General features: G+C 67.2%; 17 protein-coding genes. 13 read left to right on the top strand and 4 right to left on the bottom strand.

All coding sequences use genetic code 11. From position 1 onward, the window contains the following. Window positions 1-39 precede the first annotated feature (39 nt). Together ugpA and ugpB are read right to left on the bottom strand one after the other, a co-directional pair. A complete protein-coding gene (ugpA, locus tag UC35_RS04285; protein ID WP_061496523.1) occupies window positions 40-927 on the bottom strand; it encodes a sn-glycerol-3-phosphate ABC transporter permease UgpA in 888 nt (295 codons plus the stop codon). Further along, window positions 927-2,231, bottom strand: a complete 1,305-nt coding sequence (gene ugpB, locus UC35_RS04280; RefSeq protein ID WP_061496521.1) for a sn-glycerol-3-phosphate ABC transporter substrate-binding protein UgpB — start codon at window positions 2,229-2,231, stop codon at window positions 927-929. Before ugpB ends, ugpA begins: the two co-directional genes overlap by 1 nt. A 191-nt stretch (window positions 2,232-2,422) precedes the next feature. Between ugpB and UC35_RS04275 the strand changes: the two genes are divergently transcribed. The 13 genes from UC35_RS04275 to aspS all read left to right on the top strand — a co-directional run bounded on the left by UC35_RS04275 (window position 2,423) and on the right by aspS (window position 18,890). After that, window positions 2,423-6,322: a DUF3683 domain-containing protein gene (locus tag UC35_RS04275; protein WP_061496519.1), complete on the top strand. Its 3,900-nt coding sequence runs from the start codon at window positions 2,423-2,425 to the stop codon at window positions 6,320-6,322. Next, window positions 6,322-6,774 (top strand): HIT family protein, encoded by a 453-nt coding sequence (locus tag UC35_RS04270; RefSeq protein WP_061496517.1) that lies wholly within the window; start codon window positions 6,322-6,324, stop codon window positions 6,772-6,774. The genes UC35_RS04275 and UC35_RS04270 overlap by 1 nt, the downstream gene beginning before the upstream one ends. Window positions 6,775-6,889: 115 nt before the next feature. Next, window positions 6,890-8,263 carry a FecR domain-containing protein gene (locus UC35_RS04265; protein ID WP_061496514.1) on the top strand — a complete coding sequence of 458 codons (1,374 nt, stop codon included), beginning with the start codon at window positions 6,890-6,892 and terminating at the stop codon, window positions 8,261-8,263. Window positions 8,264-8,357: 94 nt separating this feature from the next. Further along, the gene (locus UC35_RS04260) at window positions 8,358-9,983 is read left to right on the top strand and encodes a ShlB/FhaC/HecB family hemolysin secretion/activation protein (RefSeq protein WP_158513857.1); all 1,626 of its coding nucleotides are present in this window, start codon (window positions 8,358-8,360) and stop codon (window positions 9,981-9,983) included. A gap of 34 nt (window positions 9,984-10,017) precedes the next feature. After that, window positions 10,018-10,428: a gamma-butyrobetaine hydroxylase-like domain-containing protein gene (locus UC35_RS04255; protein WP_061496510.1), complete on the top strand. Its 411-nt coding sequence runs from the start codon at window positions 10,018-10,020 to the stop codon at window positions 10,426-10,428. Between the two features lies 1 nt (window position 10,429). Beyond that, window positions 10,430-11,161 (top strand): bifunctional demethylmenaquinone methyltransferase/2-methoxy-6-polyprenyl-1,4-benzoquinol methylase UbiE, encoded by a 732-nt coding sequence (gene ubiE, locus UC35_RS04250; protein ID WP_061496508.1) that lies wholly within the window; start codon window positions 10,430-10,432, stop codon window positions 11,159-11,161. A 31-nt stretch (window positions 11,162-11,192) separates the two neighbouring features. Further along, on the top strand, window positions 11,193-12,194 hold the full coding sequence (locus tag UC35_RS04245) for a Tim44 domain-containing protein (RefSeq protein WP_061503671.1): 1,002 nt from the start codon (window positions 11,193-11,195) through the stop codon (window positions 12,192-12,194). A 64-nt stretch (window positions 12,195-12,258) separates the two neighbouring features. Continuing rightward, window positions 12,259-12,831 (top strand): hypothetical protein, encoded by a 573-nt coding sequence (locus UC35_RS04240; protein ID WP_061496505.1) that lies wholly within the window; start codon window positions 12,259-12,261, stop codon window positions 12,829-12,831. 58 nt (window positions 12,832-12,889) lie between these two features. Further along, window positions 12,890-14,452, top strand: a complete 1,563-nt coding sequence (gene ubiB, locus UC35_RS04235; protein WP_061496503.1) for a ubiquinone biosynthesis regulatory protein kinase UbiB — start codon at window positions 12,890-12,892, stop codon at window positions 14,450-14,452. Window positions 14,453-14,516: 64 nt separating this feature from the next. Then, complete coding sequence (locus tag UC35_RS04230; protein WP_061496501.1) at window positions 14,517-15,989, top strand: sodium:solute symporter family protein; 1,473 nt, start codon at window positions 14,517-14,519, stop codon at window positions 15,987-15,989. Between the two features lie 86 nt (window positions 15,990-16,075). Further along, the gene (locus UC35_RS04225; RefSeq protein WP_061496499.1) at window positions 16,076-16,423 is read left to right on the top strand and encodes an FmdB family zinc ribbon protein; all 348 of its coding nucleotides are present in this window, start codon (window positions 16,076-16,078) and stop codon (window positions 16,421-16,423) included. Between the two features lie 27 nt (window positions 16,424-16,450). Continuing rightward, on the top strand, window positions 16,451-17,053 hold the full coding sequence (locus UC35_RS04220; RefSeq protein ID WP_061496497.1) for a DUF502 domain-containing protein: 603 nt from the start codon (window positions 16,451-16,453) through the stop codon (window positions 17,051-17,053). 43 nt (window positions 17,054-17,096) lie between these two features. Beyond that, complete coding sequence (gene aspS / locus UC35_RS04215) at window positions 17,097-18,890, top strand: aspartate--tRNA ligase (RefSeq protein ID WP_061496495.1); 1,794 nt, start codon at window positions 17,097-17,099, stop codon at window positions 18,888-18,890. A 163-nt stretch (window positions 18,891-19,053) separates the two neighbouring features. On the opposite strand, the gene ruvC is transcribed toward aspS, so the two are convergent. Continuing rightward, the gene (gene ruvC / locus UC35_RS04210; protein ID WP_061496493.1) at window positions 19,054-19,602 is read right to left on the bottom strand and encodes a crossover junction endodeoxyribonuclease RuvC; all 549 of its coding nucleotides are present in this window, start codon (window positions 19,600-19,602) and stop codon (window positions 19,054-19,056) included. A gap of 179 nt (window positions 19,603-19,781) precedes the next feature. Then, complete coding sequence (locus UC35_RS04205; protein WP_061496490.1) at window positions 19,782-21,215, bottom strand: hypothetical protein; 1,434 nt, start codon at window positions 21,213-21,215, stop codon at window positions 19,782-19,784. Window positions 21,216-21,298: the final 83 nt, after the last annotated feature.

Genomic DNA, 21,298 nt, shown 5'->3' with positions numbered 1-21,298 from the left:
GTACACGTAGTGACGAGCGTGGGGGTCCATGTTCTTGTTTTAGTAGTTGACGCGCTTCTCGACGAACCGGAACTGCAGCACCGTGAGCGCGATCACGATCGCCATCAGCACGGCCGACTGCGCGGCCGAGCCGCCGATGTCCAGCGCCTTGAATCCGTCGTAGTACACCTTGTAGACGAGGATCGCCGTGTCCTTGCCGGGCCCGCCCTGGGTGGAGGCGTCGACGATGGCGAAAGTCTCGAAGAAGGCGTAGATGACGTTGATCACCAGCAGGAAGAAGGTGGTGGGCGACAGCAGCGGGAACTGCACGGTCCAGAAGCGCCGCCAGGCGCCGGCCCCGTCGATCGCCGCGGCCTCGATCAGTGACTTGGGGATGCTCTGCAGGCCGGCGAGGAAGAACAGGAAGTTGTACGAGATCTGCTTCCACACCGCGGCCATCACGATCAAAGCCATGGCGTGGCGGCTATTGAGCAGGCTGTTCCACTCGAAGCCCCACTCGTTGAGCAGGTAGGCGACGATGCCCACGCTGGGCGCGAACATGAACAGCCACAGCACGCCGGCCACCGCGGGCGCGACCGCATAGGGCCAGATCAGCAGCGTGCGGTAGGCCATGCTGCCGCGCACCACCCGGTCGGCGAAGACGGCCAGCAGCAGCGACAGCGAAATGCCCGCAGACGCCACCAGGAAGGAAAACACCGCCGTGGTCCAGAACGACGCGAGGTAGGTCGGGTCATTCCAGAGGTCACGGAAGTTGTCCAGCCCCGCCCATTCCACCGACGTGCCGAACGCGTCGGAACGCTGGAAGGCCTGGATCACCGTCTCGCCGGCGGGCCAGAAGAAGAAGACGCTGATGACGGCCACCTGGGGTGCCAGCAGCACCCAAGGCAGCCACGAAGAGCGGAATACGACGCGCTTTTCCGCCGCCATCAGTTCTTGTTCGTCTTTTCGAAGCGCTCGATGAGTTCGTTGCCGCGCGTGACGATCGAGTCGAGGGCCTCCTTGGGCGACTTCTTGCCGGCCCAGACCTGTTCGAGTTCCTCGTCCTCGATGGTGCGGATCTGCAGGTAGTTGCCCAGGCGGATGCCGCGCGACTTTTCTGTCGTCTTGCGGATCATCTGGTTGACGGCGGTGTCGGTGCCGGGATTCTGCTTGTAGAAGCCCGACTTCTCGGTCAGCTGGAAGGCTGCCATGGTGATCGGCAGGTAGCCCGTGCGCTTGTGGCTTTCGCTCTGGACGTCAGGCTTGGAGATGAAGTCGAAGAACCTGGCCACGCCCTTGTATTCCTCGGGCTTCTTGCCGGCCATCACCCACAGGCTGGCCCCGCCGATGACGGTGTTCTGCGGCGCGCCCGGCACGTCCGGGTAGAAGGGCATGGTGGTGACGGCGAAGTCGAACTTCGCATTCTTCTTGACGTTGCCGTAGAAGCCGGACGAGGTGGTGATCATCGCGCACTCGCCCGAGATGAACGTGGCTTCGGGGATGTTGGCGCGGCCCTTGTAGACGAAGAGGCCGGTCTTGGCCATGTTCGCCAGGTTCTCGATGTGCCGCACGTGCAGCGGCGAATTGGCGACCATGCGCGCGCCGGGACCCTTCAGCCCGTTGCCCTGCGTGGCCAGCTCGACGTTGTGCCAGGTGGAGAAGCTCTCCAGCTGCGTCCAGCCCTGCCAGCCGATGGTCAGCGGGCACTTGTGGCCGCTGGTCTTGAGCTTGGCGGCTGCCAACGCGACTTCCGGCCAGGTCGCCGGCGGCTTGGCGGGATCCAGGCCAGCCGCCTTGAAGGCGTCCTTGTTGATGTAGAAGACCGTTGTGGAGCTGTTGAACGGCAGGCTCAGCATCTGGCCGTTGGGCGCCGTGTAGTAGCTTGCGACCGAGGGGATATAGGCGGCCGGGTCGAACTTGAAGCCGGCGTCCTGCATCACCTTGCCCACCGGCACCGTGACGCCCTTGGCGGCCATCATCGTGGCCGTTCCGACCTCGAACACCTGCAGGATGTGCGGCTGCTGGCCCGCCCGGTAGGCGGCGATGGCCGCGGGCATCGACTCGAAGTACTGGCCCTTGTAGATGGGCACGATCTTGTAATCTTTCTGGCTGTCGTTGAACTGCTTGGCCAGGTCGTTGACCCACTCGTTGTTGACCGCGGTCATCGAGTGCCACCACTGGATTTCGGTCTGGGACTGGGCGGAGACGGAGAAGGTGGCCGCCGCAATGAGGGCGGAAATCCTGAATTTCATCTGATGCTCCTGGGCTGTGCGTCCTTGTTGTGAAGGCGCTGACTCTACGTTGGTTTTGTGACGGCGATTTAACCCGCGGCCCTGCCCGGCTACAAGCGGGTTTCCACTGGCGCAGGCAAGGCTTTGCTGCGCTGCGGTAACATCTCTCCTCAGCCGCGTTGCATTCGTTCGGCTGTAGCGCCCTACCGAGAATGAACGCACCCACCACGCTCAACCAGTTCCTGGTCGCGGCCGGCGACGAAGCACCGCGCCTGCGCGAGATCCCCTACAACTACACCTCCTTCTCCGACCGGGAGATCGTGATCCGGCTGCTGGGCGCCCGCGCATGGGCGGTGCTCAACCGGCTGCGCGAGGAGCGCCGCACCGGGCGTTCGGCCCGCATGCTGTACGAAGTGCTGGGCGACATCTGGGTGGTCCAGCGCAATCCCTACCTGCAGGACGATCTGCTGGACAACCCCGGCCGGCGCAAGCTGCTGGTGGACGCCCTGAACCACCGGCTGACGGAGGTGCAGAAGCGCCGCACGCCCGGCGGCGACGCCGAGCGCGATGCGCTTGTGGGCGAACTCCTGGACCAGGCGCGGCAGGCCGTGCAGGCCTTCGATTCCGGCTTCCGCGACGTGGCAGAGCTGCGCCGGCGCACCCAACGGGCGCTGCGACGCTACACCGCCAAGGACAACATCCGCTTCGACGGCCTGGCCCGTGTCTCGCACGTGACTGATGCGACCGATTGGCGCGTCGAATACCCCTTCGTGGTGCTCACACCCGACACCGAGGCCGAGATGGCCGGACTGGTCAAGGGCTGCATCGAGCTGGGCCTGACCATCATCCCGCGCGGCGGCGGCACCGGCTACACCGGCGGCGCCGTGCCGCTGGACTGGAAGAGCGCGGTCATCAACACCGAGAAGCTGGAGGCCATGACCGAGGTCGAGCTGGTCCGGATTCCCGGGCACGAACAGCCGCAGCCCACCGTCTGGACCGAGGCCGGGGTGGTCACCCAGCGCGTGGCCGACGCGGCCGAGCGCGCCGGCTTCGTGTTCGCGGTGGACCCCACTTCGGCCGAGGCCTCCTGCATCGGCGGCAACATCGCGATGAACGCCGGCGGCAAGAAGGCCGTGCTGTGGGGCACCGCCCTGGACAACCTGGTGTCCTGGCGCATGGTGACGCCGCAGGCGCAGTGGCTGGAAGTGGTCCGCATGGACCACAACCTCGGCAAGATCCACGACGCCGAGGTCGCCCGCTTCGAACTGCGCTATTTCGACGCTGCCGGCAAGGTCGCCTGGGACAAGCCGGTGCGCGTGGAACAGCTCGAGATCCCCGGCCGCACCTTCCGCAAGGAAGGCCTGGGCAAGGACGTCACCGACAAGTTCCTGGCCGGCCTGCCCGGCATCCAGAAGGAAGGCTGCGACGGCCTGATCACCAGCGCCCGCTGGGTGGTGCACCGCATGCCCGCCCACACGCGCACGGTCTGCCTGGAATTCTTCGGCCATGCGCGCAACGCCGTGCCCAGCATCGTGGAGATCAAGGACCTCATGTTCGCCGAGCAGAAGCGCTCGGGCGTGCTGCTGGCCGGCCTGGAGCACCTGGACGACCGCTACCTGCGGGCGGTGGGCTACGCCACCAAGTCCAAGCGCGCCGTGCTGCCCAAGATGGTGCTGGTCGGCGACATCAGCGGCGACGACGCCGACGAAGTGGCGCGCGTCACGTCCGAGGTGGTGCGCATCGCCAATTCGCGCGAAGGCGAGGGCTTCGTGGCCGTCAGCCCCGAGGCGCGCAAGAAGTTCTGGCTGGACCGCAAGCGCACCGCGGCGATCAGCCGCCACACCAACGCCTTCAAGATCAACGAGGACGTGGTGATTCCGCTGCCGCGGATGGCGGAGTACACCGACGGCATCGAGCGCATCAACATCGAGCTGTCGCTGGCCAACAAGATAGAGTTCGCGGACCACCTCGAGGCCTTCTTCAGCCGCGGCAACCTGCCGCTGGGCAAGCAGGACGACGCCAGCGAGATCCCGTCGGCCGAACTGCTGGAAGACCGTGTCGGACAGGCCCTGGCGCTGGTGCGCGAGGTGCGCGGCCAGTGGCACGAGTGGCTGGCGAACATCGACAGCCACTTCCCGCAGTTGCAGGACCACAGCCTGCGCGCCAGCTGGAAGACCCAGATCCGGGCGCCGCTGCAGGTCATCTTCGCGGGCCAGGCCTTCGCGCCCATCCTGGCGGAGGCGAATGCCATCCACAAGCGCGTGCTCAAGGGCCGGGTCTGGGTGGCGCTGCACATGCACGCCGGCGACGGCAACGTGCACACCAACATCCCGGTCAACAGCGACGACTACGCGATGCTGCAAAGCGCCCATGCGGCCGTGAAGCGCATCATGGTGCTGGCCCGTTCGCTCAACGGCGTGATCTCGGGCGAGCACGGTATCGGCATCACCAAGCTCGAATTCCTCACCGACGAGGAGCTGCAGCCCTTTGCCGACTACAAGCGGCAGGTCGACCCGGAAGGGCGCTTCAACAAGGGCAAGCTGCTGCGGCACGCGCAGGCCGACGCGCCGGGCTCGGTGTACGCCGACCTGACCAACGCCTACACGCCCAGCTTCGGCCTGATGGGGCACGAGTCGCTGATCATGCAGCAGTCGGACATCGGCGCGATCAGCGAGTCGATCAAGGACTGCCTGCGCTGCGGCAAGTGCAAGCCGGTGTGCGCCACCCACGTGCCGCGCGCCAACCTGCTGTACAGCCCGCGCAACAAGATCCTGGCCACCTCGCTGCTGGTCGAGGCCTTCCTGTACGAGGAGCAGACCCGCCGTGGCGTCTCGGTCAAGCACTGGCAGGAGTTCGAGGACGTCTCCGAGCACTGCACCGTGTGCCACAAGTGCGCCTCGCCGTGCCCGGTGAAGATCGACTTCGGCGACGTCTCGATGAACATGCGCAACCTGCTGCGCAAGATGGGACAGAAGAGCTTCCGGCCGGGCAGCGCCGCGGCCATGCTGATGCTCAACGCCACCAATCCGGAGACGATCAAGCTGCTGCGCACGGCGGTGGTCGGCGTCGGCTACAAGGCCCAGCGCATGGCCAACAACCTGCTGCGCGGCTTTGCGCGCAAGCAGGTGGGCAAGCCGCCGGCCACCAGCGGCGCCGCCGCTCCGATCAAGGAGCAGGTGATCCACTTCATCAACAAGAAGCTGCCGGGCGGCCTGCCCAAGAAGACGGCGCGCGCGCTCCTGGACATCGAGGACAAGGACTACGTGCCCATCATCCGGGACCCGAAGGCGACCACGTCGGAGACCGAGGCGGTGTTCTACTTCCCGGGCTGCGGCTCCGAGCGCCTGTTCTCGCAGGTCGGACTGGCCACCCAGGCGATGCTGTGGCATGCCGGCGTGCAGACGGTGCTGCCGCCCGGCTACCTGTGCTGCGGCTATCCGCAGCGCGGCGCCGGTCAGTTCGACAAGGCCGAGAAGATGATCACGGACAACCGGGTGCTGTTCCACCGCGTGGCCAACACCCTGAACTACCTGGACATCAAGACCGTGGTGGTCTCCTGCGGCACCTGCTACGACCAGCTGCAGGGCTACGAGTTCGACAAGATCTTTCCGGGCTGCCGCATCGTCGACATCCACGAGTACCTGCTGGAAAAGGGGATCAAGCTGGATACGGGGGCGGGCGCGCAGGCGTACATGTTCCACGACCCCTGCCACTCGCCGATGAAGCTGCAGGACCCGATGAAGACCGTGAAGGCGCTGGTCGGCCCGGACGTGCGCAAATCCGAGCGCTGCTGCGGCGAATCCGGCACGCTGGCGGTCGGCCGCCCCGACATCTCCACGCAGGTCCGCTTCCGCAAGGAGGAGGAGCTGCGCAAGGACGAAGCGGCGCTGCGCGCCAGCGGTAAGGTCGGCGCCACCGACAACATCAAGATCCTCACCAGCTGCCCGAGCTGCCTGCAGGGCCTGACGCGCTACAGCCACGACCTGCAGAACGGCCTGCTCGAGGCCGACTACATCGTGGTGGAGATGGCCAGGCACATCCTCGGCGAGAACTGGATGCCTGACTACGTGCACGCCGCCAACTCGGGCGGCATCGAGCGGGTGCTGGTCTGATGCGCGCCGCCGGCTGTCCCCTTTGCGACGGCGACGGCGGCCAGCTGGTGTTCCGCGGCGACAGGTTCCGCGTGATCCGCGCCACGGAGCCGGGCTTTCCGGCCTTCTATCGCGTGATCTGGACCGACCACGTGTCCGAGTTCTCCGACCTGGCGCCGGCTGACCGGGCGCTGTGCATGGAAGCGGTCGCCTGCGTCGAGCGGGTCGTCCGCCAGCAGCTGCAGCCGGCCAAGATCAACCTGGCCGCGCTGGGCAACATGGTGCCGCACCTGCACTGGCACGTGATCGCCCGCTTCGAGTGGGACAGCCGCTTCCCGGCCCCGGTGTGGGCGCCAGCGCAGCGGGAGGCGCCGCCGCAGCTGCTCCAGGGCATCGAATCCGCCCTGCCGGCCCTCGACGACGCGCTGCGCGCCGCCCTGGCGGCCGGCGCTTCGAATCACCGGCCTTCGTGACAATCCGCACAGCCACGCGGGCCCGCGCCAGGGCTGCGCGTGGAACTGAATCTTGTAACCGTGTATAACTTCACGGCTGAGGTCCAGAGGAAGAGCCGTGTCCGGAGGAGTGTTCATGTCGCCGATCGAGAAATTGCCCCTGGCGCGCGCCGCACTGGGGATCGGGCTGCTGCTCGCGGCCTTCGCGGCCGGCGCGCAGCCTGCCGGCGGCGAGGTCGAGTTCTCGCGCGGCGTCGGCTTCGCGCAATCGCCCGGACAGACGCCGCGCACGCTTGGCAAGGGACTGCCGCTGCGGGAGGGCGACCGGCTCACCACCTCCGAGGGCGCCCTGGCGGTCATCAAGCTGGATGACGGCACCCGCATGACGGTCAGGCCGAATTCGGAACTGGTCCTGTCGCAGTACAAGTTCAAGGAAAACGCGCCGGACAACAGCCTGCTGATGCAGTTGGTGCGGGGCGGCTTCCGCGCCGTCACGGGGCTGGTCTCCAAGAGCTCGCCCAACGCCGCGCGCGTGCAGACCAGCACGGCGACCATCGGCATCCGCGGCACCGACTTCGACGCCCGGGTGTGCGCCGGGGACTGCGCCACCGAGTCCGCCGGCGTGGCGGCCGGCGCGCGTCCGGCCACGATCAAGGCCAGCGCCAAGGTCGTCATGGCGCAGGGCGTGGTGCAGGCGGTGGATGCGGCGGGCCAGCGGCGCCTCGTCGTCGAAGGCGGCAGCGTCTATGCGGGCGAAACGGTCGAGACCGCGGCGAATACGCGCACGGTGCTCGCCTTCCGGGATGAATCCCGGATCACGCTGGGGTCCAACAGCCGCTTCCGCATCGACAACTTCGTCTTCGACAGCAGCAACGCGGGGGAGGGGCGCTTCCTCGTCTCGGTGCTGCGCGGCTCGGTGCGCGCCCTGACCGGGCTGATCGCCAAGGCGAACAACCGCAATGTCGGCTTCTCGACGGCCACCGCGACCATCGGCATCCGCGGCACCGGCTTCGACATCATGTGCACCGGCCCCTGCGCAGGCGAGCCGGGCGACCCCGATTCGGGCCTGACCCTCTGGATCTGGCTGGGCTCCATCGAGGTCTCGGCCACCGGGCTGACGGCGCTGCAGGTGCTGCAGGCCGGGCAGGGCCTGTTCATCTCCCCCACGGGTATCCGCGCGATCAGCCTGGAGCCGCCGGTCGACGGCCCGCGCCCGGACGGCGTGGAGGTGCCGGCCAAGCTGTTCACCAGCGAGGGCGTCTCCGATGCGGAGGAGGGCCTGTTCGTCTTCGTGCGCGACGGCCATATCGAAATTGCCACCGCCCGGGAGGTGCTGCACCTGGGACAGGGCGAAACCGGCTTCGCCGGCCCGGCCGGCCAGACCCGGCGTCCCGATCACATTCCGAAGTTCATCGAGTTCGATCGGATTCCCTTGCCGGGGGCGAAGAATCCCCTGCTGGCCGGCGTGCTGGCCGACAACGGCATCAAGCCAGCCGACCAGTGCAAGTAACGCCGCAAGCGATGCGGCATACGTGACAAGATGCAACCCGGATGACAAAATTCCCGCTCATCCGGATCGATACGAACGAAGAGGGGCGATAACAATGGTCAGAGGGTCTCGCGCGCCGCGTCGACGGAGCGGCCACGGCGCGCTGCTGGGCTTTGCGGCCTTGGCGGCCATCGCTGCGCCCCAGGTCTGGGCGCAGCCGGTCGCGCCGGCCCGGGCCGCCGCCGCGTCCGCGCCGGTGTTCGCCATCAAGGGCTTCAAGGTCAGCGGCGAGAACCCGCTGGGCGAGGCCGAGACCGCGAGCATCCTCGCGCCCTACGTCCGCCCCGACGCCAGGCTGGAGACCCTGCAGCAGGCCACGGCGACGCTGGAGAAGGCCCTGCGCGACAAAGGCTTCGGCCTGCACCGCGTGGCGCTGCCGCCGCAGGAAGTGGGCGACACGGTCAGGCTCGACGTCGTCAAGTTCAGTATGGGCAGGATCGCCATCGAAGGCCGGTCGCTGTACGACGAAGAGAACATCCGGCGCACGGTGCCCGAACTGCGGGAAGGGCAGACGCCCAACTTCAAGACCCTGGCCGTCCAGACGGCCATCGCCAACGAGAACCCGAACAAGGCCATCGTCGTCGGCCTGCGCGAGTCCGACCAGCCGGACAAGATCGATGCGACGATCACCGTCAAGGAGCAGCGCCCCTGGAACATCGGCTTCGGCGTCACCAACGGCGGCAGCGACAGCACCGGGCATGACCGCTTTACGGTGACGGCGTCGCACACCAACCTGTTCAATCTCGATCACCAGTTCGCCGCCGCCTACACCACCTCGCTGGAGCGCGGCGAAGACGTCAAGCAGTTCGGCCTGTCCTACCGGGTGCCGCTCTACGCCTGGGGCGGGGTGGTCGGCGCGACCTACACCCGTTCCGACGTGGTGGGCGACTTCGGCACCTTCACCAGCACCGGCGCCGGGCACACCTTTGGCGTCAACTACACCCACTACCTCGCGCCCCAGGGTGGCCGGCGCAGCTACCTGACCGCGGTGCTGGACGACAAGCTGTTCAACGGCACGACCATCAGCGGACAGCCTGCCGGCGAAGACCGGCGCAGCCGGCCCATCACCCTGGGCTACACGGCCCGCACCACGGGCGACACCTTCACCTGGGGTTACAACGCCGACTTGGCCTTCAACACGGGCTGGGGCGAGCACAACGACCTCCAGTCCTACAAGCAGGAGAATACGCTCATCGACACCGTGCACTGGAAGGCACTGCGCGGCGGCATCTACTATTCGGCCGGATTTGCCGGCAACTGGATCTGGAACGCTCGCGGCACCTTCCAGTACAGCCCGGACGTCCTGATCTCGGGCGAACAGTTCGGCCTGGGCGGCATCGGCTCGGTGCGCGGCACCAGCATCGACCGCCCGGTGAGCGCCGACAGTGGCATCGCCGCCACACTGGAAGTCACCACACCGGAACTGTTGGGCGGCCTGCGCCTGGCCGGTTTTGTCGATGGCGGCTGGCTCAGCAACAACGAACCCAACGGAGCCGGCAAGCCGTCCAGCGACCGGCTGACCAGTGCCGGCATGGGCCTGCGTTACTCGCGCGAGTCCTTCGGCTTCTCGCTGGACTACGCGCGCATCGTCACCGGCAGCCGCGTGCCGCTGGCCTCCAACTCCGCGGCCCCCCAACGCGGCGACGACCGCGTCTATGTGACCCTGTTTGCGCGTTTCTAAGCCCTGCTGTGCACCGCCATGACTAGAATCGGTCATGGCTGGCTTGGCTTCCGACACTCCGGCGCCCGTATCCATGACCGTGCACGGCCGGTCGCGGATGCTCGAGGTGGCTTTTTCCGACGGCTCGCAGTTCCGCATTCCCTTCGAGCTGATGCGCGTTTATTCGCCTTCGGCCGAGGTCAAGGGCCACGGTCCCGGCCAGGAGGTGCTGCAGACCGGCAAGCGTGAGGTCGAACTGGTGGATGTCCAGCCCGTGGGCAATTACGCCATCCAGCCCACCTTCTCCGACGGCCATTCCAGCGGCATTTTTTCCTGGGACTACCTGTACATGCTGGGTGCGCAGCAGGAGCGGCTGTGGTCCGAGTACCAGCAGCGCCTGGCCGAGGCGGGCGTCGACCGCGATGCGCCGATGGCCGACAAGGCGGGCCACGCCTGCGGACACTAGGATGAGCGACACCCATTTCGGCTTCGAATCGGTCGACGAACGCGACAAGGCACGGCGTGTGCGCGGCGTCTTCGACTCCGTCGCCCCCCGCTACGACCTGATGAACGACCTCATGTCCATGGGGTTGCACCGGGCCTGGAAGGCCTACACGGTGATGGTCGCGGACATCAAGCCGGGCGCGCGCGTGCTGGACCTGGCCGGCGGCACGGGTGACCTGGCGCTCGCCTTCGCCAGGAAAGCGGGACCCACCGGCCAGGTGGTCCATACGGACATCAACGAGGCCATGCTGCGCACCGGCCGCGACCGGCTGCTCGATGCCGGCATCGCTCTGCCCACGCTGGTGTGCGATGCCGAACAGCTGCCGCTGGCGAGCGACTCCTTCGACCTGGTGAGCGTGGCGTTCGGGCTGCGCAACATGACGCACAAGGAAACCGCGCTGGCTGAGATGCACCGCGTGCTCAAGCCCCGCGGCAAGTTGCTGGTGCTGGAGTTTTCCAAGGTAGCCCAGCCGCTGGAAAAGGCCTACGACTGGTATTCGTTCCAGGTGCTGCCGCGCCTGGGCCAGTGGGTGGCCGGCGATTCGGCGAGCTACCGCTACCTGGCCGAGTCGATCCGCATGCACCCCAGCCAGGAGGAGCTCAAGGCCATGATGCGCAAATGCGGTTTCGGCCATGTGGACTATCACAACCTCACTGGCGGGTTGGTGGCGCTGCATGTTGGAATCAAGTGTTGACGTGCCGAAGGCGCACATGCAAGGAGGCAAGATGAAGTTCTGGTCAACGATGTTCGTCGTGCTGCTGGCACTCGGCAGTCTCGATGCAGAGGCCGCGCGCCGCCTTGGCGGCGGCAGTTCGGTTGGACGCCAGTCGGGCAACGTGACGCAGCGCGAGGCGCAGCGCACGCCACCGGCGGGCCCCGCGCAGAACCAGGCGGCACCCGCGCAGAACCAGGCCGCACCGGCCGCGGCCCCCGGCCAGGCCGCTGCCGCCGCCGCGCCCAAGCGGCCCTGGGGCGCCATGCTGGGTGGCCTCGCCGCCGGCCTGGGCCTGGCCTGGCTGGCCCATACGCTGGGGCTCGGTGAAGCCTTCGGCCAGTTCCTGTTGATCGCCTTGCTGGTGATGCTGGCAATGATGGCGGTGGGCATGATCATGCGTTCGCGCCGGACCCAGGCCGCGGGGGCCTACGCCTACCCGGGCGGCGCCGCGCCGGCCGACGTGGCCCGGCCGCCCCCGCAGTACAGCCCCGACAAGATCGGCAACGACGCGTCGGCACGGCCGTGGGAACGCAGCAGCATGGCCTTCGAGGCTGGCAAGTACGCGCCGCAGGGGCGCGGCGTCCAGATCGGCTCGGCCCTGGGCGGACCGTCCGGCAGCTGGGAAGTCCCCGCCGGATTCGACATCGAAGCCTTCACCAGCGCGGCCAAGCGCAATTTCATCAGCCTGCAGGACGCCTGGGACCGGTCGGACGTGGCCACCTTGCGGGCCATGATGACCGACGACATGCTGGGCGAGATCAAGTCCCAGCTGACCGAGCGCGAAAACCAGTTGGGCGGCCGGCCGAACAAGACTGACGTGGTCATGCTCGAAGCCCAGTTGCTCGGCATCGAGGACATGGGCGATGCCTACATGGCCAGCGTGGAGTTCTCCGGGATGATCCGCGAGGAGCCGTCCGCCGGACCCAGTCCCTTCCGCGAGGTGTGGAACATGACCAAGCCCAAGAGCGGCCCGGACGGCTGGCTGGTGGCCGGGGTGCAGGCGCTTCAGTGAATGCCGCGGCCGGTTGGCCGCCATCAAGGCCGCCCTGCTGGGCATTGCCTTAACATTGGGGACGATGGCAACTGAGTCCCCTTTTTCTTTCCTGGACGACTTGTTCGCGGGTGCGGCGCGCACGCTGCAGCCGCCGCCGTGGGTGGTCGAGGAGCTGCAAAGGCGGCTGGTGCTGCTGTTCAACCACGTGCTGATGCAGGAGCCGGAAGCGCAGGCCCGGCTCGGACGCCAGGCCGGCAAGGTGGTTCATGCCCATTGGCGCATCTTCTCCATGCGGGTGGCGACTACCCGTGCGGGCCTGCTGGAGCTGGCGCCGCTTTCGGAAGAACCGGCCGACCTCACGCTCGCGCTAGCCGAGGACTCGCCCTGGCAGCTGGCGCAGGCGGCACTGCGGGGCGACAAGCCGCCGGTGCAGATCGCTGGCGACGTGCAGTTCGCCGCGGAGATCAACTGGCTGGTCGAGCATGTCCGCTGGGACATCGAGGAAGACCTCTCGCGCCTGGTCGGCGACGCGCCGGCCCACGCCCTGGGCGACGCCGCGCGCCGGGCCGTGCAGACGCTGCGCGAATTCGTGGCCGGCAGCCGTCGCCCCCCGGACACCGCACCGGAGGGCCCCGCGCGCCCGGGCCAGGCATGAGCCGCCGGGCCGCTCCCAAGGCTCATAGCACCGCAGCCCGCAGGGCGGAGGCTACCCAATGACGCGCTACCTGCGCGGCATCTATATCGTCTGGGTGGCCCTGCGCTACGGCTTGGACGAGCTCGTGCTTTCCAGCTTCCAGAAGCGCCACCTGAGTTTCGCCGCCCGGGTCCTGTCGATCGGCCGCGACCTGCGCGCCCCGCGCGGCCAGCGCCTGCGCCAGATGCTGGAGCACCTGGGCCCCATCTTCGTCAAGTTCGGCCAGGTGCTGTCGACCCGGCGCGACCTGCTGCCGGCCGACGTCGCCGACGAGCTCGCGCGCTTGCAGGACCGGGTGCCGCCGTTCCCGACCGAGGTCGCCATCGCCACCATCGAGCGCGCGTTCCGGCGCCCGCTGGATTCCATCTTCGCGGAGTTCGAGCGCGAGCCGGTGGCCAGCGCGTCGATCGCCCAGGTGCACTTCGCCCAGTTCAAGGATCGCGACGGCCACCTGCGCGAAGTGGCGGTGAAGGTGCTGCGGCCGGGCATGCTGTCGGTGATCGAGAAGGACCTGAGCCTGATGCGCATGATGGCCGGCTGGCTGGAGCTGTCGCACGACGGCCGGCGCCTGAAGCCGCGCGAGGTCGTCGCCGAGTTCGACAAGTACCTGCACGACGAGCTCGACCTGGTGCGCGAAGCCGCGAACGCGGCGCAGCTGCGCCGCAACATGGCGGGCCTCAACCTGGTGCTGATCCCGGAGATGTACTGGGACTTCTGCCACCCGGAAGTGATCGTCATGGAGCGCATGCGGGGCGTTCCCATCAGCCAGACCGCGCGCCTGGTGGACGCGGGCGTGGACCCGCGGCAACTGGCCCGCGACGGCGTCACCATCTTCTTCACCCAGGTGTTCCGGGACGGCTTTTTCCATGCCGACATGCACCCGGGCAACATCCAGATCAGCCTGGAGGAGGCCACGTTCGGGCGCTACATCTCGCTGGATTTCGGCATCGTCGGCACGCTCAGCGAATTCGACAAGGAATACCTGGCGCAGAACTTCACCGCCTTCTTCCGCCGCGACTACAAGCGGGTGGCCGAACTGCACATCGAGTCCGGCTGGGTGCCGCCGGCCACCCGGGTGGACGAACTCGAAGCGGCGGTGCGTACGGTATGCGAGCCGTACTTCGACCGGCCGCTGAAGGAGATCTCGCTGGGCATGGTGCTGATGCGGCTGTTCCAGACCTCGCGGCGCTTCCAGGTCGAGATCCAGCCGCAGCTGGTGCTGCTGCAGAAGACGCTGCTGAACATCGAGGGCTTGGGCCGCCAGCTCGATCCCGAACTGGACCTCTGGGCCACCGCCAAGCCTTTCCTGGAGCGCTGGATGCTCGAGCAGGTCGGGCCGCAGAAGCTGATGGACGAATTGCGCGACCAGGCGCCGCGCTACGCCAAGCTGCTGCCCGAGCTGCCGCACCTGCTGGACCGCTACCTGCGCCAGCGCCAGTCCGCCGACCGGCGCGACCTGATGGACCTGCTGGTCGAGCAAAAGCGCACCAATCGCCTGCTTCAGGGTATCGTTTACGGCGGAATCGGCTTCGCGGTCGGCCTGATCGTCATGCAGATCATCGTGCGGGCGCGCGTTTTCTAGGGGTCTGCCAGCAGGCCTGCTCGGGCATAATTCCGCCGCATCAAACTGGGGTCGGGGGACGTCGATGAACTACACACTCGTTTCGTTTGTCGTGCTGTACCTGCTCGGCACGCTGGCGCTGGGCGTCTGGGCGGGCACGCGGATCAAGAACACGGCCGACTTCGCCATCGCCGGGCGCAGCCTGCCGCTGATCATGGTGGTGACCACCACCTTCGCCACCTGGTTCGGCGCCGAAACCGTCATGGGCATCCCCGCCAAGTTCGTGCAGGGCGGGCTGAACGCCATCGTCGAGGACCCGTTCGGCGCCGGCACCTGCCTGATCCTGGTGGGCCTGTTCTTCGCCGCCCGCCTGTACCGGCAGAACCTCCTGACCATCGGCGACTTCTACCGCCAGCGCTATGGCCGCGGCATCGAAGTGTTCTGTTCCGCCGCCATCATCCTCAGCTACCTGGGCTGGGTCGCGGCGCAGATCACCGCGCTGGGCCTGGTGTTCTCGGTGCTCACCAACGGCGCGATGTCCGAGACCGCGGGCATGATCGTCGGCACGATGGCGGTGCTGGTGTACGTGGTGATCGGCGGCTTCCTGGCGGTCGCCTGGACCGATTTCATCCAGATGATCGTGCTGGTGGTCGGGCTGTCCATCATCGCCATGTTCTCCGCCGACCTGGCCGGCGGTTCGGACAAGGTGATGGCCATGGTCAACTCCAAGGAGCTGTGGAATTTCCTGCCGCCGCCCACCTTCACGGACATCGCCTTCTTCATCGGCGCCGGCCTGACCATGATGCTGGGCAGCATCCCGCAGCAGGACGTGTTCCAGCGCGTGATGTCGGCCAAGAACTCGCAGACCGCCCAGCGCGGCGCGGTGATCGGCGGCGTCAGCTACATCCTGTTCGCCTTCGTGCCCATGTTCATCGTGGCCGCCGCGGTCGTGGTGATGGGCGACAGCGCCATGGAAATGGCCAAGAACGACTACCAGCGCGTGCTGCCGACCTTCGTGCTGACCAAGATGCCGCTGGTCATGCAGATCCTGTTCTTCGGCGCGCTGCTGTCGGCCATCAAGAGCACGTCCTCGGCGACACTGCTGGCGCCTTCCACCAGCTTCGTGGAGAACATCCTCAAGAACCTGCGTCCCCACATGAGCGACCGGCAGCAGCTGCTGGCCATGCGTGTGACCATCGTGGCCTTCACCGGCGCCGTGCTGGCCTACGCGATCGCCATGAAGGGCACGCCCATCTACGACCTGGTGTCGGCGGCCTACCAGGTCACGCTGGTGGGCGCGTTCGTGCCGCTGGTCATGGGCCTGTACTGGAAGCGCGCCACCACGCAGGGGGCGATCGCCTCGGTGGCGGCGGGCATCGCGGTCTGGGTGCTGTTCTTCCCCCAGGTCGGCGGCGAGGCGCTGAGCAAGCTGTTCCCGGGCCAGCTCGCCGGCCTGCTGGCGGCGTTCGTCGGCATGGTGGCCGGATCGCTGGCGCCGCAGGTACTGCGCAACCGTCACGAACCGCGGGCGGCGATGGCCGGCTTGCGGCCGCACTGAGCCGGGGCCCCGCGGGGGCTTGGGTTTTGGGTCACCGCCTATAATTGAGGGCTTTGCACCGCCGCAAAGAACCTTCACCGCCCGCCATGCCGATCTACGCGTACAAATGCGCATCCTGTGGCCATGCCAAGGATGTCCTGCAGAAAATGTCCGACGCCCCGCTGACCGAATGCCCGGCCTGCGGCGCGCAAGCGTTCGGCAAGCAGCTCACCGCCGCCGGCTTCCAGCTCAAAGGCTCGGGCTGGTATGTGACCGATTTCCGCGGCGGCTCCGGCGGCGGCGCATCCGGCACGCCCAGCGCCGACAAGTCCGGTGAGGCCAAGCCGGCCGAATCCAAGGACGATTCCGGCGCGGCCAAGCCCGCCGACAGCAGCAAATCCGACACCCCCTCGGCCGCATCCGGCGGCTGCGGCGGTTCCTGCGCCTGCCACTAGGCCTGCGCCAACACGGGTCCGACCAGCATGCACGCACTTCGCAAGTGGTTTGTCGCCGGCCTGCTGGTGATCGTCCCCGTCGCAGTGACGGTGGCGGTTCTGCAGTGGATCATCGGCACGCTGGACAGCACCCTGCAGATCCTGCCGCAGCACTGGCATCCCGACCGGCTCCTCGGCTACCACATCCCGGGCTTCGGCGTGCTGCTCACGCTGGCCATCCTGCTGATCGCCGGCGCGATCGTCAGCAACATCGTTGGCCGCAAGCTGGTGTCTTGGGGCGACCGGCTGGTCACCCGCATCCCGGTGGTGCGTTCGATCTATTCGAGCGTCAAGCAAGTCTCGGACACCCTGTTCTCGCCCAGCGGCAACGCCTTCCGCACCGCGGTGCTGGTGCAGTGGCCGCGGCAGGACGTGTGGACCATCGGCTTCGTCACCGGCGCGCCGGGCGGCGACGTCACCAACTACCTCGTGGGCGACTATGTCAGCGTCTACGTGCCCACCACGCCCAACCCCACGGGCGGGTACTTCGTGATGCTTCGCAAGAGCGACTGCATCGAACTCAAGATGACCGTGGACGAGGCGTTGAAATACGTCATCTCCATGGGTGTCGTTTCCCCGAAAACCAATTGATCGAGGATGGACGCCGCCGCCGAAAGGCGGCGCGTTATGGCCTATGTTGATGCGCACGACTTATAGCGGTCTCGTGACCGAAGCCCTGATGGGCCAGGCTGTCACCCTGTGCGGCTGGGTGAACCGCCGCCGCGACCACGGCGGGGTGATCTTCGTTGACCTGCGCGACCGCGAGGGCTACGTGCAGGTGGTGTGCGACCCCGACCGCGCCGAAACCTTCAAGACGGCCGAAGGCCTGCGCAACGAGTTCTGCGTGCAGGTCAAGGGCGTGGTGCGCGCGCGCCCGCCCGGCACCACCAACGACCACCTCAAGAGCGGCAAGATCGAGGTGCTGGCGCACGAGCTGACGGTGCTCAACCCGTCCGTCACGCCGCCGTTCCAGCTCGACGACGAGAACCTGTCGGAGACCACGCGCCTGGTGCACCGGGTGCTCGACCTGCGCCGCCCGTACATGCAGAACAACCTGATGCTGCGCTACAAGGTGGCCATGGAGGTGCGCAAGTTCCTCGATGCCAACGGCTTCATCGACATCGAGACGCCCATGCTCACCAAGAGCACGCCGGAGGGCGCCCGCGACTACCTCGTGCCCAGCCGCGTGCATGACGGCATGTTCTTCGCGCTGCCGCAGTCGCCCCAGCTGTTCAAGCAGCTGCTGATGGTGGCCGGCTACGACCGCTACTACCAGATCACCAAGTGCTTCCGCGACGAGGACCTGCGCGCCGACCGCCAGCCCGAGTTCACGCAGATCGACGTGGAGACCTCCTTCATGACCGAGGAGGAGATCCGCGAGATGTTCGAGGGCATGATCCGCAGCACCTTCCAGAACGTGCTGGGCATCGACATCGGCGCCTTCCCCGTGATGAAGCACGAGGACGCCATGCGCCTGTATGGCTCGGACAAGCCCGACCTGCGCGTCAAGCTCGAGTTCACCGAAATGACCGACGTCATGAAGGACGTGGACTTCAAGGTGTTCTCCGGCCCCGCCAACTCGGCTGACGGCCGCGTGGTCGCCCTGCGCGTGCCCGGCGGCGGCGAGATGAGCCGCGGCGAGATCGACGGCTACACCGAATTCGTGAAGATCTACGGGGCCAAGGGCCTGGCCTGGATCAAGGTCAACGACGCTGCCGCGGGCCGCGAAGGCCTGCAGTCCCCGATCGTCAAGAACCTGCACGACCGGGCCATCGCCGAAATCATGAAGCGCACCGGCGCCGCCAGCGGCGACCTGATCTTCTTCGGCGCCGACAAGGCCAAGGTCGTCAACGACGCCATGGGCGCCCTGCGCGTGAAGGTCGGCCACAGTGAGTTCGGCAAGTCCAGGGGCCTGATCGAAGGCGCATGGAGGCCGCTGTGGGTGATCGACTTCCCGATGTTCGAGCACGACGACGAGGCGCAGCGCTGGAACGCGGTGCACCACCCGTTCACCTCGCCCAAGGACGGGCATGAGGACTGGCTGGAGACCGACCCCGGCCGCTGCGTGGCCAAGGCCTACGACGCCGTGCTCAACGGCATCGAGCTGGGTGGCGGTTCGGTGCGTATCCACCGCGAAGACGTGCAGAGCAAGGTGTTCCGCGCCCTCAAGATCGACGCCGAGGAAGCCAAGCTCAAGTTCGGCTTCCTGCTGGACGCGCTGCAGTACGGCGCGCCCCCGCACGGCGGCATCGCCATCGGCCTGGACCGCTTCGTCATGCTGATGGCCGGCGCCGAGAGCCTGCGCGACGTGATCGCCTTCCCCAAGACCCAGCGCGCCCAGTGCCTGCTGACGCAGGCGCCCGGGCCGGTGGACGAGAAGCAGCTGCGCGAGCTGCATATCAAGCTGCGGAATCCGCAAGGGGCCTGACCGGGGGGAGGGGTGATCCCCTCCGGTTTTGCCTCTATCCCATGCACGTCGCCGGGATGACAGGGCGCGGCGGCTCTATGAAGGCGAGGATCTCGATCCCTCGAACGATACCGTTGTCCGAGCGGGCTGCATCGCCGGGGCGAGGCGGCCGTCCGCCGCAGCTTCAGTAGCTGCGGCCGCCGCGATACATGCCGGTGGTCTTGCGGCCAAGCTGCGTGGCCTGTGCGATGCGATCCTGGGCGGCGCCCACGTGGGCGTGCGTGATCGCCAGGCCCAGCGCGTCCGCCGCATCCTTGCCGGGCAGCCCCGGCAGTTTCAGCAGGCGCTTGACCATTTCCTGCACCTGGGCCTTGGCCGCCTGGCCGTGACCGGCCACGGCTTGCTTCATCTGCAGCGCCGTGTATTCCGCCACCGGCAGGCCGCAGGACACCAGGGCGGTGACGCAGGCGCCGCGCGCCTGCCCCAGGAGCAGGGTCGCCTGCGGGTTGACGTTGACGAAGACGATCTCGACCGCCGCCGCATCCGGCGCGTAGCGCGCTTTCACTTCGGCGATGCCGTCGAACAGCACCTTGAGGCGCGCCGGCAGGTCGCCGCGCTCGATATGCGTGGTGGTGATGGTGCCACTGGCCACATAGCTGAGCGCGTGGCCGGCGACATCGATCACGCCGAAGCCGGTGGTCTGCAGGCCGGGGTCGATGCCGAGGATGCGCATGAGCCAAGTCTATACGGCTCGTGGGCAGCACGACACTTGCGCGAAAGGGAAATCCGGGTGCGTCCGTGGCTGCCATGGGGATGAGAAGCAAACGCCTGGCGAGTCACTTCGCCAATGGCGCCTTCATCCCCCTGGGATTCCGCGCGGATAAGGGCTGACATGATTCCGAGGGCTGATGTTTACCATGCGCTCCGCCCGGTAGGGTTGGCAAGATCAACCTTCGACATTGGGTGGATGGGACTTCCCATGACGGCCGTGCGTCGATGGCGAAAAAAGTCAAGCACCGCCAGAAGCAGCAGCGGCGCCATCAGATCCAGCCCGAGCTGCGCCGCCCACAAGTGCTTGCTCAAGTCGCGGACCCCATCGCCCAGGAGGCTGACCGCGACCTGTGAAACGACCAGCAGCACGCAGAAGAGCAATGCCGGCGCATATCGGCGGTCGCCTCGCCGCACGCCCGTCGCCGCAACAGCGAGCGCGAGGACCAGGATGACAGGGATAGCGGGCGTCAGGTAATGCTCGCGCCACTTCGATAGCTGCAGCAGCAGCCGCTGGCCGGCGCCCTCGGTGCCCGGCAGCACCCTCAGGAGGCGGAATGAGGGCCAGACGTGAAAGTAGTCGACCGTGAAGTGCGCAGGAAGGGCAAACGCGGGCATCCGCACCGCGAGCGAGGGATGGCGCCAGTACGGCTCGAGGACATCTCGCAGCGTGAGCGTCCGATCCGACACGCACGTCGGCTTGCCGGGGCGCACATCGAGCGCGCCGGGGCCGGTCGCGAAGTTGCCCCAGGCATCTACGCCCACGCACGCCAGCTCCCGATCAGACCGTCCCATGGCGCGCAACTCGCTCTGCTCCAGGAGCATGTAGGTGCCGAAGTAGGTCGCGTGGTAATGGTGCACTTGCCGGTGGGGATTGGCCCACAAGGGGATGAGGCAGACAAGCTGCGACAAGACCAGCGCGGCGACCGTGGTGCGGCTGATCCTGGCGCCGCGCGGTCGTGCGACATACAGGCAGGCGAGGATCAGCAACGGGACATAGAAGTATTGGATCTTGGCCAGACCAGCCAGCAGGCCGCCTGCGCCCAGCCCGAGGACCCTCCCCCATTCCGTGCGCGCAAAAAATCCGGCGAGCAGCAGCGGCATCGCGAGAAAGATCGCGTACTCGAAATAGAACGACTTCAACATGCCGATGTTGTGCCCGGCGAAGGCGAACAGCGCCAGACCAACAAACAAGCACGCGCGCACCAATGGCCGCTCGCGACCGGCCACAGCGTGTGCCAGCACGGCGAGACCGGCCAGGAGCGCAACCTTGCCTGCCACCGAAGAAACCATCAGGTCGTACTGGTCGGAGAACAGGCGCTGCAGCCAGCCAAACGCGAGGAAGACATAAGCGGCGACACTGAACTCCTCGATGGGAGCGAAGCCGCCGGCCCGGAACTGCCGGGTGGTGTCCAGCCCGCGCGTCACATCGGCCAGCATGAACAACGAGGTGCGCAAGAAGTCGGCGTTGTTCTCGAAGATCAGGCCCTCGGAGGCCGGGATGAGCAGCACGCCCAGAACGACCAGCAGCGCGGCGAGCGCGGCATCGGCGCGGCGACGCGTCAAGGTCTGCATCATTTTTCGAGTTCCCGGCCAGGGCGGATGTGATCAGCGAGGGCGTAGAGTGGCCTGCGCACGACCGCGTATTGTAGAGCTGTGGA

The organism is Ramlibacter tataouinensis (assembly GCF_001580455.1).
Lineage (GTDB): Bacteria > Pseudomonadota > Gammaproteobacteria > Burkholderiales > Burkholderiaceae_C > Ramlibacter > Ramlibacter tataouinensis_B.
Note: the sequence above shows the minus strand (reverse complement) of the source record. Positions and strands in the feature narration are given on the sequence as shown.